Source organism: Caulobacter sp. GW821-FHT12D05, assembly GCF_058807295.1.
Genome location: NZ_JBXAQO010000001.1, coordinates 1,610,481 through 1,623,377 on the forward strand (window position 1 = coordinate 1,610,481; position 12,897 = coordinate 1,623,377).

General features: G+C 67.9%; 7 protein-coding genes. 5 read left to right on the top strand and 2 right to left on the bottom strand.

Translation table 11 applies throughout. The features are described from left to right. Positions 1 to 32 precede the first annotated feature (32 nt). From AC1RRR_RS07180 to AC1RRR_RS07190, 3 genes are read left to right on the top strand one after another with little or no spacing between them, the layout of a single operon-like run. Positions 33 to 944 (top strand): alpha/beta hydrolase, encoded by a 912-nt coding sequence (locus AC1RRR_RS07180; RefSeq protein ID WP_492811790.1) that lies wholly within the window; start codon positions 33 to 35, stop codon positions 942 to 944. Further along, the gene (locus AC1RRR_RS07185) at positions 941 to 2,323 is read left to right on the top strand and encodes a rhamnogalacturonidase (RefSeq protein ID WP_492811666.1); all 1,383 of its coding nucleotides are present in this window, start codon (positions 941 to 943) and stop codon (positions 2,321 to 2,323) included. Before AC1RRR_RS07180 ends, AC1RRR_RS07185 begins: the two co-directional genes overlap by 4 nt. After that, the gene (locus tag AC1RRR_RS07190) at positions 2,320 to 3,006 is read left to right on the top strand and encodes a DUF6250 domain-containing protein (protein ID WP_492811668.1); all 687 of its coding nucleotides are present in this window, start codon (positions 2,320 to 2,322) and stop codon (positions 3,004 to 3,006) included. The genes AC1RRR_RS07185 and AC1RRR_RS07190 overlap by 4 nt, the downstream gene beginning before the upstream one ends. On the opposite strand, the gene AC1RRR_RS07195 is transcribed toward AC1RRR_RS07190, so the two are convergent. Together AC1RRR_RS07195 and AC1RRR_RS07200 are read right to left on the bottom strand one after the other, a co-directional pair. Continuing rightward, positions 2,986 to 5,670 carry an exo-rhamnogalacturonan lyase family protein gene (locus AC1RRR_RS07195; protein ID WP_492811669.1) on the bottom strand — a complete coding sequence of 895 codons (2,685 nt, stop codon included), beginning with the start codon at positions 5,668 to 5,670 and terminating at the stop codon, positions 2,986 to 2,988. The two genes, AC1RRR_RS07190 and AC1RRR_RS07195, sit on opposite strands and share 21 nt — an antisense overlap. A gap of 14 nt (positions 5,671 to 5,684) precedes the next feature. After that, a complete protein-coding gene (locus tag AC1RRR_RS07200) occupies positions 5,685 to 9,320 on the bottom strand; it encodes a TonB-dependent receptor plug domain-containing protein (RefSeq protein WP_492811671.1) in 3,636 nt (1,211 codons plus the stop codon). A gap of 281 nt (positions 9,321 to 9,601) precedes the next feature. Between AC1RRR_RS07200 and AC1RRR_RS07205 the strand changes: the two genes are divergently transcribed. Further along, positions 9,602 to 11,560: a rhamnogalacturonan lyase gene (locus AC1RRR_RS07205; RefSeq protein ID WP_492811673.1), complete on the top strand. Its 1,959-nt coding sequence runs from the start codon at positions 9,602 to 9,604 to the stop codon at positions 11,558 to 11,560. After that, positions 11,557 to 12,885 (top strand): oligogalacturonate lyase family protein, encoded by a 1,329-nt coding sequence (locus AC1RRR_RS07210; RefSeq protein ID WP_492811675.1) that lies wholly within the window; start codon positions 11,557 to 11,559, stop codon positions 12,883 to 12,885. Before AC1RRR_RS07205 ends, AC1RRR_RS07210 begins: the two co-directional genes overlap by 4 nt. Positions 12,886 to 12,897: the final 12 nt, after the last annotated feature.

Sequence of the window (12,897 nt, forward strand, 5' to 3'; positions counted from 1 at the left end):
GCCGCGCTCTGCTGGGTCTCGCCGCCGGGCTAATGGCCGCCCCGACCCTGGCGCGCGCCGCCGAGAGCGCCGTCGAGACCGTCGACCTGTGGCCCGGCGCGGCGCCCGGCGGCGAAAAGGTCACCGTCACCGAAAGCGTGATCCTGCGCACGCCCGGCGGCGATCCGAACGACACGGCCTTCCTGAACGTGACCAAGCCCTGGCTGACCATGCGCCGGCCCGCCAAACCGAACGGCGCGGCGGTGCTGATGATCCCCGGCGGCGGCTATGTGCGCGTGGCGGTGGGCAAGAACGGCGGATCGATCGACGCCTGGCTGGCCAGTCTGGGGATCACCGCCTTCGTCATGGACTACCGCCTGCCCGCCGACGGCTGGGCGGCCGGCCCCGACGTCGCCTTGCAGGACGCCCAGCGGGCCATGCGCCTGATCCGCGCCCGCGCGCCATCGCTAGGCGTCGATCCGGCCAAGGTGGCGGCGATCGGGTTCTCGGCAGGCGGCCACGTCGCCGCGCGCCTCGCCACCCAGTTCGGCCGCGAGACCTACGCCCCGGTCGATGCGGCCGACACGCTGCCGACCCGGCCGTTCGCGGCCGGCCTGTTCTATCCGGTGATCACCGGAACCCTGCCCTATGCCCACGGCCAATCGGTGAAGCAGCTTCTGGGCGCGACCCCGACGGACGCCCAACGCCAGGCGATCTCGGTCGAGCTGAACACCCCCGCCGACACGCCGCCGGTGTTCATCGCCGCGGCGGCGGACGACAAGACCGTGCCGGTCGAGAACAGCATGCTGATGTGGCAGGCCCTGCGCGCCAGGAAGGTCCCGGTCGAGATGCACCTGCAGGAGGTCGGCGGCCACGGCTTTGGGCTGAAAGACCGCAGCGGCCAGATCGCGCCGGTCGCCCTGGCCCTCGACGCCTTCTTCAAGCGCCACGGCCTCTACGCGTGACGCTGGCCACCGACACGATCAACGCCGCCATCGCCCACGCGCACGCGCGCGGCGGCGGCGAGGTCGTGCTGCCGGCTGGCCGCCACCTGTCGTTCTCGATCCGCCTGCTCAGCGGCGTGACCCTGAAGCTGGAGGAAGGCTGCGTGCTGGAGGCCGCCGATCCGGCCCTGCACGGCGGAACCTACGACGCCGCCGAACCCAATCCGCACGACCTGTGGCAGGACTTCGGGCACAGCCACTGGCGTAACAGCCTGATCTGGGGCGAGGACGTCGAGGACGTCGCTATCCTGGGTCCCGGTCGCATCGACGGCGCCGGCCTGACCCGCGAAGGTCCCGGCTCGCGCTGGACGAAACAGGCCGGCGAGTTCCCGCTCAGCATGGCCGGCCTCTCGGCCGAAGCGATGGCCGAGCTGTCGCCGCAGGTCGAGGCCATGGCCGGCCTGGGCAACAAGGCCATCGCCCTCAAGCGCGCCAAGCGGGTGCGGATTGAGGGCCTGACGATCTTCCAAGGCGGACACTTCGCGGTGCTGGCCACGGGCTGCGAGGACCTGACCCTGCGCGACCTGGTGGTCGACACCAACCGCGATGGCCTGGACATCGACGCCTGTCGCCGCGTGCTGGTCAGCGGCTGCCGAGTCAACACGCCCAATGACGACGCCATCGTGCTGAAGAGCTCGCTGGCGCTGGGCGAACTAATCCCGACCGAGGACGTGACCATCGAGCACTGCGAGGTCAGCGGCTTCGACCTCGGCACCCTGCTGGACGGGACCTTCGGTCGGACCCAGCTGGTGTCGCCCGACCAGGACCGGGTCACCGGCCGCATCAAGCTGGGTACGGAGTCCAATGGCGGCTTCAAAGACGTGACGATCCGCGACTGCCGCTTCGTCCGCTCGCGCGGCCTGGCGCTGGAGGTCGTGGACGGTGGCACGATGGAGAACATCGTCTGCGAGCGCCTGCACCTGCAGGAGGTGACCACCGCCCCGATCTTCCTGCGGGTCGGCGATCGGCGACGCGGGCCGGAGGGCACGCCGCTGGGGGCGATGCGTAACATCGTGCTGCGCGACATCGAGGCCTTCGACGTCCTGCCCGACTATGCCGCGACGATCGCGGGCCTACCGGACTCGCCGATCCAGGATGTGACCCTGTCGAACATCCGCCTGTCCTATCGCGGCGGCGGGCCGGCCGAGTGGGCCGAGCGGCGGCCGGGCGACCTGCCGCAGGCCTATCCCGAACCCAGCATGTTCGGCCCCTCCCCGGTGCATGGCTTGTGGGCGCGGCACGTGGACGGCCTGAAGATCGACAACCTGGTCATCGAGACCACGACCCCGGACGCCCGTCCCGAGCGTCTGTTCGAGAACGTTCGCGAGGTCGACGCATGATCCTGGACCGCCGCGCAGTGCTGACCGGCCTCGCCGCCACGCCGTTCGCGGGCCAGGGCAAGCGGCTGCATGCCGACGCCTTCCGCGACCGGAAGCACTGGACGATCGAGGCCGAGAAGCCGGCGACCATGACGACCAAGGGCGGCGTGCTCGACATCGTCGCCCCGGCCGGCCTCACCGCCTGGTTCAAGTCGGAGCTGGTCGGTCCCGTGGCGATCACCTACCAGGCCCAGGCCGTCTCGGAAGGTGGTCCGCTCGACCGGGTCAGCGACCTGAACTGCTTCTGGATGGCGCGCGAGGCCGATGGCGGCTCGCCGCTGGAGCATCCGCGCTCGGGCGCCTTCGCCGACTACGACACGCTGAAGACCTACTATGTGGGTCAGGGCGGCAATACGAACACCAGCACCCGCTTTCGCCGGTATGTCGGCCGCGCTGGCGACCGGCCGATGCTGCCGCAGCACGACCATTCGGTCGCCGACGAGCTGCTGACGCCCAACCACTGGACCACCGTGCGGCTGATCGCCGACGGCCAGCGCATCGAGTACTGGAGCGACGGCCGCCAGCTGTTCGAGCACCAGGACCTGGAGCCGTACACCCGAGGCTGGTTCGGTCTGCGGACCACGCAGAGCCATCTGCGGGTCCGTCAGTTCGAGGTCTTCAGCCTACTCCCAGCCGGCCGGTAGGCTGTCCGGCGCGGCGTCGCCGACCAGGGCCAGCAGCTCGAACAGGTTCAGCGCCCACTGCGCCGATTGGTTGGTCGAGACGCCTTCCATCTCGTCGATCGGGTTCAGCACCGTCGTCCCGGTCACGCGGGTGATCGGCTCGGGGCTGTTTTCCTGGCCGGTCTTGGTCTTGGCCAGGAACTCGGTCCAGGCCCGCTTGGCCAGCACCGGATCCTTCAGCTTCACCGCCGCCCAGGCCGTCAGGCGCGCATGCCAGACGGGATAGGCGAAGTAGCGGTCGATGGCCGCCGGTCCCAACGCGGCCTGCCGCTCGGCCAGGGGCGCATTGTAGTAGGCGCAGAAACGGACCCAGGCCTTGCTCCAGGCCGGGTCATCAATAAGCCCGTCCAGCTCGAACACCAGCTCGGCCCCGCCCATGATCGTCACTAGGTGGTAGCTGGTCGTGAAGGCCGTGCCGAGGTCGTACAGGGTCGCCGTGGCCGGGTCGTAGCCAAAAGGCGGGCCGGTGAACATGCCGTGGGACGAGGCCGCGATGGCGTCCAGGCCCTTGACGATCTTGTCGCGCCACTTGGCATCCCCCGTCCGCTCCCAGGCCACCAGCCAGTTGCTGGCGAAGGCGAACCAGTCCGGACCCGAGCGGGCCTGGGTCGGGTACTTGGTCTTGGCGGCGACCTTGCGCACCGGATTGACGGCCAGCAGCGCGTGATCGCCGTCGTACAGGTCGGCCATCAGGTCGCCGGTCCGCTCGTCGGCGGTCAGGTAGTAGTAGTGGCGGCGCAGCAGCGACTGGCTGATCCGCGCCTCCTTGGCCCCGTCGCCCCAGTGGCTGACATTGTGCCGCGAGCCCAGGCCCTTGAACGGACCCAGGTGGTGGACGTCGACCTCGCCGGTGTGTCGGGTCATGGCCTCGGCCATGCGGAAGACGTCGGCGCGGCCGGTGCGCATGAAGGCGGTCCACAGCCACAGGTCCGGCACCAGCTCGCTGTTGGCCCAGGCATAACCGCCGACGTCGTAGCGCCAGACGTGCCGGTCCTGGTCGTAGGTGTGCATCACGTCGCCGTGGTCCCAGAACCCGTACCAGCGGCGCTGCTCGATCTCGTGCTGATAGAAGCCCAGCAGGCGCTCGTGGGCGGCCTCCAGCTTGGCCTTTACCGGCGTCGAGGTGTCGACCGGGGTGAAGACGCCGCCGAACGCGCCGACGCTCTGGTAGTAGGTCGGCGCGGCGACCGGCAGGGCCGGCTCAGTGGTCGCCTTGGCCATGGCCGACAGCGCCGCGCGCGTCGGGGTGGCGGCCACGGGCCACAGGAAGACCTGGTTGGTGCGGGCGATGCCCAGCGGGGTGCTGTGCCCCTCCTCGACGTCTTCGTACTGGATCTCCAGGCCGTGGGCCTTGTCGCTGTAGTGGCGCAGGTCCATCGCCCCGGCCTGCGGCGACCACAGCCACAGGGTCACGGTCGCGGCGTCGGTCGTCGCGCCGTCGATCTCCAGGCCCGTCGGATGCCTTTGCCAGAAGTGGCGCAGGCCGAAGGCGACCCCGCCCGAGACGCCGCCGACATAGCCCAGGCCCGGCGCGCGGCCGCCGTGGTCGGCGCGCAGCCAGCTGCTCTTGGTGTTGGTCCGCTTGTCGATCGCGAAGGCGTCGGCATCGCCCTGGAACAGGCGATAGCCGTTCCAGGCGGGCACGGTCAGCAACTGGTCGCGAGTCTTGGCGTCCATCGCGGCCAAGTCCGGGACGCGCTCGCCGCGCAACTGGTCCTGGAACTTGGCCGCAAGGGCGAACTTGGTCGGCTGCCAGCCCGGGATGTTGCGAACGGCCTCGCCCCACATCCCCTCGCCTTCGCCAGCGAAGCGGACATGGCGGTTGTGCAGCTCGTCGGTCAGCGGGACGTCGAAGCGGATGCCCAGTCCGGCGATGAAATCCTTGTTCCCGTCGCCATCGAACGTGAAGCTGTGGGTCAGGGTCAGTCGCCCGTCGGCGTCGACCGCGACGCGCAGGGTGAACGGTAGCCAGTCACGACCCGCGCCACGATGGCGACCTTCAAAACGCACCACCGCCCGCACCGGGCCGCGCTGCTCGACGGTGACGGCGTCGATCACGCCGTCGAAGACCTGGGTCTCGCGCGGCGACAGGTCGCCGGGCGGGGTGTTCTGGTTCAGGGCAACGAGGCGTCCGCCGCGTAGGGTCTCGCGGCCGGCCAGGCTGACGCTCTCGATCAGCGCTCCACCCGTCCGCGCGAACCGGCAGATGAGATCGCCGGCGGCGATCTCGATCCGCTCCGGCGTCTCACGCACCGCGACAGACTTAGAAGGAGTAACTGGCTTACCCGGCTTGACCTGGAAACCCTTGGGAGCCGGTCCCGCCAGCGCGTGACCCGTCCACTTCAGCGAACCGTCGGGCCAATACGCCAAAGGCCAGGTCTGCAGAGGCAGAGCCTGGCCGTCGGCGGCGATCGCCGTCAGGGTCGTCTTGGGCTTGACCGCCCCGCGTGGCCAGGGCGTGCCCCAGACCGCCGCGCCGGGCGCGGTCGGCGGGGCGTCTCCCAGCCAATGGAAGTCCGCCGAGGCTGGCGGAGACTTGGCGGCCTGCGCCACGCCTCCCCCGGCCAGCGCCGCGACGGGGATCACCAAACTCGAACCCAGCAAACCCCGTCGCGATACCGTCACGCTGCTACTCCCAACTAGTTCTTGTAGACAAAGCCGATCGCGAAGCGCGAGCCGCCGTACTGCACCGACCAGGGGTTCGGGGCGTTGGCGAAGCCGGCCCGCTCGGAGCCGACGCTGAGACGCGCGGCGTTCAGCAGGTTGCGACCTTCGGCATAGATCTCGAGGTTCGGATTGATCTTCCGCGAGATCTTGGCGTCCAGGTACTCGTACTTTTCCGAATAGAGCGGCTCGCCCGGATTGTACGGGAAGCCCACGAAGTTGCCGACATTGGTGTTCGGCGAATTGCGGACCGGCGAGCTGGCCGTCGAGGTGCACGGCGAGATGCAGGTCAGCACCCGGTCGCGGGTCTGGTAGGCGATCCGGATCTTGGTGACGTTGTCGTCGTACCACAGCACCAGGTTGGCGAAGTACTTGGACTGGCCGGCCGGATCCAGCGACTCCGCGGTCAGCGGATCGATATAGGCCGCCGCCGTGCCCGACTTGGTGGTCGAGATGTTGAAGTCCACGCCCGTGTGCTTGAACTCCCACGGCAGGAAGGTGAAGGCCGTCCGCGCCACGAACTCCCAGCCCGACTGCACGTAGCCCGGACCGTTGATGAAGGTGTTCACGCCGAACTCGTAGTCGGACAGCTTCTTGTTGGTGCCCGGAACAACCTCGTCGCTGCCGGCGAAGATGTTGCCGTTCTTCAGCGGCACCTGGACCGGCGCGCCGATCCGCACCTTCTGGCGGTAGTAGGCCAGGCTGAACGAGGTGTCGCGGTTGGGGTACCACTCGATCGAGGTGTTGTTCTTGGTCGCCGTATAGGGCTTCAGGTCCGGATTGCCGAAGGTGTTGGCGCAGGCCATGTCCTGCTCGCTGCCGTCGCTGTCCTGGAAGCCTTCGCGGCGTTCGTCATAGGTGCACGAGCCGGCCGGGAACAGGCGGTTCAGCGGCGGCGGGGCGATCGTCTTGGCCCACGAATAGCGGATCACCAGCTTGTCCGGGATGGTCCACAGGGCCGCGTTATAGGCCGGCATCCAGCCCGTATATTCGCGGTTGATGCTGACCGGCTTGGTGAAGGTGGCGCTAGTGAATCCCAACGGATTGGTCGGGTCGGCGGCGTTGAAGGCCGGAGTCTTGAGCGTATAGGTCAGGCCCACATAGCCCGAGCCCGACACCTGGGTCTTCAGCATGCGCATGCCCAGGTTGCCGTTCAGCTCCATGTTCAACGGCAGCTGCTGCTCGAACTCGGCCATCCAGTACCAGGACGTGTACTTCTCCAGCGCCTTGTTGACCGGCTGGTCGTAGACCTTGCCGTCACTGCCCTTGCACGACTTCACGCAATCGAAGTTGTAGTTGGCGGCGCTGGCCAGTTCGCTGAAGGCCTTGGGCACGTCGATGCTGTCCCAGACCGTCAGGCCCTTGGTGCCCTCATAGCCCTTCATGAAGGCGCCCGAGTTGTCCTGCAGGCTGTTCTGGAAGATCGAGATCAGCTTGGCCTGCGGCACCGTCTCGATGCCGTACAGGAAGGTGTTGCCCGTGGTCGGGTTGGGCGCATAGCCGTAAACGCAGGCATTGGCCGCCGTCGTGGTCGGCAGGTTTTCGCAGGCGCGGACGTCGCTGCGCAGCGCCATGGTCGGCACGAACACCCCGGCCGAGGGCGTGTAGCCGCCTGCGCCCCACGAGTCGGTGTTGGCTTCGCGATAGAAGCCGCCGATCTTGAAGCGGGTGAAGAACGGGATCTTGCCGTCGGTCAGATAGCTGACGTCCAGCTTGTACTGGTCCTCGCCGCTCTCGACGATCCGCGGGTTCCACTGCAGGCGCGACAACGCGCTGTAGCTGGCCATGCCCGGCGCCGTCGGAGCCAGCATCTGCACGAAGTTCGTCATGTTGGTTTCGTCGAAACCGGCCGGGGTCTTGATGTCCCAGATGCCGTTTTCCAACGCCGTCATGGTGGCGTTGCCGTAGGTGTAGCTACGCGCGAAACGACGGTCGTAGCGGGTGTAGCTGGCCTCGGTGCGGCCGCCCCGGAACTCGACGTTCAGCGGCCCGCGATTGTAGTCGGCGCCGTAGGTCAGGTAGTTGGTCTTCCAGTCCTGGGTGTTCTCGATGTGGTCGATGCCGATGGCGGCGTTGGTGATGTCGAACGAGGTCAGGTGGTGGGCTTCATCGACCTTGATCGAGCCCGGGATGATGTTGGCGGCGATGCCGTAGATCGGGAACGAGTTGTTGGTGACCACGGTCCCCGGCGTCGTATCGATCGCCGACACCCCCGTCGGGATCCCGCTGTTGTAGATGTAGTAGCCCGAGCCGGCGACCGGCGAGAGCGGGTTGATCGTGCCAGTCGGATAGAAGGTGTTGGTCACCAGCGGCGAGGTCACCTGGTTGGCGGTGGCCACGCCCAGCGAGGTGATGCCGCCACGCGTGCGCTGGCGGTTGTCCTCATGCTGGCTGCGATTGGCGACCTGGTACTTGCCGAAGATCGTCAGGTTGTCGGTGACGCGGTAGTCCAGGCGCAGGTCCCACTCCAACCGCTTCTCGTACTGCGACCAGTTCTGATCGCGGATCAGGTTGGGCGCGTAGTCGTTCCACTGGTTCAGGCAGCTGATCTGCGAGTTGATCATCGCCGCTTGGGCCGCCTGGCGGTTGGCGTTGCTGGTCCCCGGCGAAATGGTGTTCAGCTGGGTGTCGGTCAGCAGCGGGAAGGCCGCCAGACAGTCGGCCTTGGTCTTGGCGTTGGCCGACTTGGTGACGATGTCCAGCGGCGTCGGGGCGTTGAAGTTGCCCGAACCGCTGGCCAGGGCCCAGGTGCCGACCGGCGTGCTGGCGTCGGGACCATTGGTCGCCGCGGGATTAAAGGCCCAGGTCTTGTCGGGCGAATTGTCGAAGTCGGCGAAGCGCGTATAGCCCTGCTGGTTGTTCGAACCGGCGCTGTTGAGGGCGTGGCTGTCGTTATAGCGCTTGGTCGAGTTGATGTTGCCCATCACGCCCAGGCGGTCGTCGAAGAACTTCCGCGTGGCGACGACGCCGATCTCGGGGCCGTACTTCTTGGACAGGGTGTTGCCGGCGGCCGCGCCGCGCACCGAGATGAAGGGCTTCTTGAAGTCGAGGCCCGTGCGGGTCTGGATCTGCACCGTGGCGCCGAGACCGCCGGGCGTCATGTCGGCCGTCTGGCCCTTGATGACGTCCAGGCTCTTGATCATCTCGGCGGGCAGCTCGCGCATGTCGGCCGAGCGGCCATCGCCGCCGCCAGCCGCCAGGCTGAAGCCCGAGGCCGCGACGCCCAGGCCGTCCAGCTCCACGCGGGTCAGGTCCGCGCCGTTGCCACGGATGGCGAAGCCATCGCCTTCGCCGAAGCCGTTACGCTCGATGGCCACGCCGGCGATGCGCGACATGGCTTCGTTGACGTTGCTGTCCGGGAACGAGCCGACATCGTCGGCGACGATCGAGTCCTGGGCCGTCTTGCTGCGCTTCTTGCGCTGGATCGACGACTGCTGCGAGGCGCGAGCGCCGACGACGATCACCTCGACGGTGTTGTCTTCCGCGCCGGCGGCTTTGGCGGGCGCCGATGATTGCGCCGAGGCTGGCTGGGTCATTGCGATGCCGGCGCTCAAGGCCAGGATCGATACGGTGGCGGCGGCCGCGCGGCGGCGAGCCCGTGTGAGCTGCATGGTGTCCCTCCCTGTATGGCCGGAGCCCCGTCCCCACGCGGCTCCGCACGCCTCCCGACCCAAGGCGGCCCCGAGGGACCGCACCGGACTCGACGGCGCATTATTAGTACAAATACCGTAGTGCCATATGTTGAGATGTCAATGCAATTTGTGGGAAGACATAACGTAGGTTTCGTGATGTAAACCTCAGCGATCCTGAAACACGCCCTCGCGGGCGTGGATTCTAAGAAGCCGCTGAGCGCGGCCTGGGATCGCACAGGGCTTTCAGGGAGGGCGCGTTCATGGCTCCGAGGAAGAAGACGCTTGTGGCGACCGTCTGCATGGTCGCGCTGCTGGCGACGGGAGCGGCCCACGCCGCCCCACGCTGGATGGAATCACTGGATCGCGGCGTGGTCGCTGTCCCCGCCAAGGACGGCGGGGTGCTGGTCAGCTGGCGATTGCTGGGCGACGACCCGGCCGGCGCGACCTTCAATCTCTACAAGGACGGGACGAAGCTGAACGCCAAGCCGCTGAGCGGCGGCACGGACTTCGTCGACAAGACCGCCGCCGCGGGCGCCTACACGGTCCGCCTGGTCGCCAAGGGCAAGGAAGGCGCGGCCAGCCGCCCCGCCCAGGTCTGGACCGACGGCTATCTGTCGATCCCGCTGGATCCGCCGCCGGCCGGCGTGACGCCCACGGGCGAGGCCTATTCGTACACCGCCAACGACGCCAGCGTCGGCGACCTGGACGGCGACGGCCGTTACGAGATCATCCTGAAGTGGGACCCGACCAACTCGAAGGACAACGCTTTCGGCGGCTACACCGGCGACGCCTATCTCGACGCCTACACCCTGGAGGGCAAGCGCCTGTGGCGCATCGACCTGGGTCGCAACATCCGGGCCGGCGCGCACTACACCCAATTCCAGATCTTCGACTATGACGGCGACGGCAAGGCCGAGCTGGCCGTGCGCACCAGCGACGGCACGATCGACGGGACCGGCAAGGTCCTGGGCGACGCCAATGCCGACTGGCGCGAGAGCGGTGGCGAACGGCCCCAGGCCGACCGCACCGGCGCCTTCGTCCAGCCGGACGGAACCAAGGTCGCCAAGGTCCAGGGTCGCATCCTCAAGGGCCCCGAATATCTGACCGTCTTCGAAGGCGCGACCGGCAAGGCCCTGGCCAGCGCCCCCTATGCCCCGCCGCGCGATCCGCGCACCGATGCGCCCAGCGTCGAGCAGATGACCGAGATCTGGGGCGACGGTTACGCCAACCGTTCGGACCGCTTCCTGGCCGGCACCGCCTATCTGGACGGCCAGCGGCCCAGCATCGTCATGGCGCGCGGCTACTATGGCCGCTCGACCCTGGCGGCCTGGGACTTCCGGGGCGGCAAGCTGACCCCGCGCTGGTTCTTCGACAGCGCCGCGCCGGGCAACGAAGCCTTCGGCGGCCAGGGCAACCACCAGCTCAGCGTCGCCGATGTCGACGGCGATGGCCGCGACGAGATCGTCTACGGCTCGATGACCGTCGACGACAACGGTAAGGGCCTGTGGAGCGCCCGCCTGTTCCACGGCGACGCCATGCATGTCGGCGACCTGGACCCCACCCATCCGGGCCTGGAGAAGTTCGGCGTCCACGAAAGCCCCCGCATGAACGGCGGCATCGGCGCGGCCATGCTGGACGCCAAGACCGGCAAGGTCCTGTGGAGCACGCCCACCGACAAGGACACCGGCCGGGGCCTGGCCGCCGACATCGATCCGCGCTTCCCGGGCGACGAAGCCTGGGGCACGAACCAGGACGCGCTCTACACCGCCCAGGGCAAGGCCATCGACGGCGTGAAGCACCCGCGCCAGACCAACTTCGCGGTCTGGTGGGACGGCGATCCTCTGCGCGAGCTGCTGGATAAGAACCAGATCAGCAAGTGGGACTGGAAGACCGGCCAGGCGCAGCCGCTGCTGACCGCCGAGGGCATGACCTCCAACAACGGCACCAAGGCCACCCCGACTCTGTCGGCCGACCTCTTGGGCGATTGGCGCGAGGAGGTGATCTGGCGGGCCGAGGACAACAAGTCCCTGCGGATCTACACAACGCCCTACCCCACCGACCGCCGGCTGGTGACGCTGATGCACGACCCGCAGTACCGCGTCTCGATCGCCTGGCAGAACACCGCCTACAATCAGCCGCCGCACACCAGCTTCCATCTGGGCGAAGGCATGAAACAGCCCAAGCCCACGGCCATCGTCACTCGTAAGGCGTCGCAATGAAGTCGTTTGTTCTTGGCGGTCTGGCCGCCCTTCTCCTGGTCGGCGGAGCCTCGGCCCAGGACGTCATGACCCTGGGCAAGCCCGGCGCGCCCGAGCCGCCGCTGGAGTGGGTGGACAAGACCACCGGCCACCGGATCGTCCGCCTGTCGCGCGAACCGGGCAGCTCCAGCCTGTACTTCAACTACAACGGCTACACGCCCAAGGGCGACCGGCTGGTCTTCGCGACGCCCACCGGGATCGTCGCCATGGACCTGAAGACCCGCGCCCTGACCAAGATTGTCGAGGGCAAGGTCCGGCTGCTGTATGTCGGCCGCAAGACCGGCTCGGTCTATTACGAGAAGTCGCTGACCGATAACCCCGGCGGCCCCAAGGCCGTTATGGCGGTCGATCCGTATACCAAGGCGGTCCGCGAGGTCGCCAAGATGGATCGCGGCAGTCTCCAGACCATCAATGCCGACGAGACCCTGCTGGCCGGCGTGGTGGTGCGCAACGACGTGCCGATCCCGCCCAACATGATGGACGCCCTGCCCCGCAATCCCGACGACGTGAAGAGCGCCGACGGCAAGGAGCTCTCCTATGCCGAGGGCCGCGAGGTGCAGCTGAACGCCCGCCTGGACAGCCGCATCCCGATGGAGATCTTCACGATCAACACGGTGACCGGCGAGCGCAAGATCGTCCACCAGGCCACCGATTGGCTGAACCACCTGCAGTTCTCGCCGACCGATCCGGGCCTCCTGATGTTCTGCCACGAGGGTCCCTGGCACAAGGTCGACCGCCTGTGGCTGATCCGGACCGACAAGGCCGGCGACCAGCCGGTCAAGATCCACACCCGCACCATGAACATGGAGATCGCCGGCCACGAGTGGTTCAGCGCCGACGGCAAGACCGTCTGGTACGACCTGCAGACCCCGCGCGGCGAGGACTTCTGGGTCGCCGGCTACGACGTCGCCACCGGCAAGCGCAACTGGATGCACGTGCAGCGCAACGACTGGTCGGTGCACTTCAACAGCTCGTCGGACGGCAAGCTGTTCGCCGGCGACGGCGGCGACAGCGAGATGGTCGCCCATGCGCCGGACGGCAAGTGGATCGTACTGCTGAAGCCCCGCACGGTGCCGGACGTGGCCGGGATCCACGCGCCGGGGGCCGAGCACCTGATCGCGCCGGGCGTGCTGGACTCGGAGCGCTTGGTGGACATGCGCGAGCATGACTATCGGCTGGAGCCGAACGTGAACTTCACGCCCGACAACAAGTGGCTGGTGTTCCGCTCGAACATGCACGGCCAGAGCCAGGTGTACGCGGTCGAGGTGGCGAAGGCGCAGCCGTAAGGCCGCGCCTCG

What these genes read in the sequence shown, in the direction of transcription:
- AC1RRR_RS07180 (WP_492811790.1), top strand. Translation starts at nt 33, where the DNA reads ATGGCCGCCCCGACCCTGGCGCGCGCCGCCGAGAGCGCCGTCGAGACC.
- AC1RRR_RS07190 (WP_492811668.1), top strand. Translation starts at nt 2,320, where the DNA reads ATGATCCTGGACCGCCGCGCAGTGCTGACCGGCCTCGCCGCCACGCCG.
- AC1RRR_RS07200 (WP_492811671.1), bottom strand. Translation starts at nt 9,320, where the DNA reads ATGCAGCTCACACGGGCTCGCCGCCGCGCGGCCGCCGCCACCGTATCG.
- AC1RRR_RS07205 (WP_492811673.1), top strand. Translation starts at nt 9,602, where the DNA reads ATGGCTCCGAGGAAGAAGACGCTTGTGGCGACCGTCTGCATGGTCGCG.
- AC1RRR_RS07210 (WP_492811675.1), top strand. Translation starts at nt 11,557, where the DNA reads ATGAAGTCGTTTGTTCTTGGCGGTCTGGCCGCCCTTCTCCTGGTCGGC.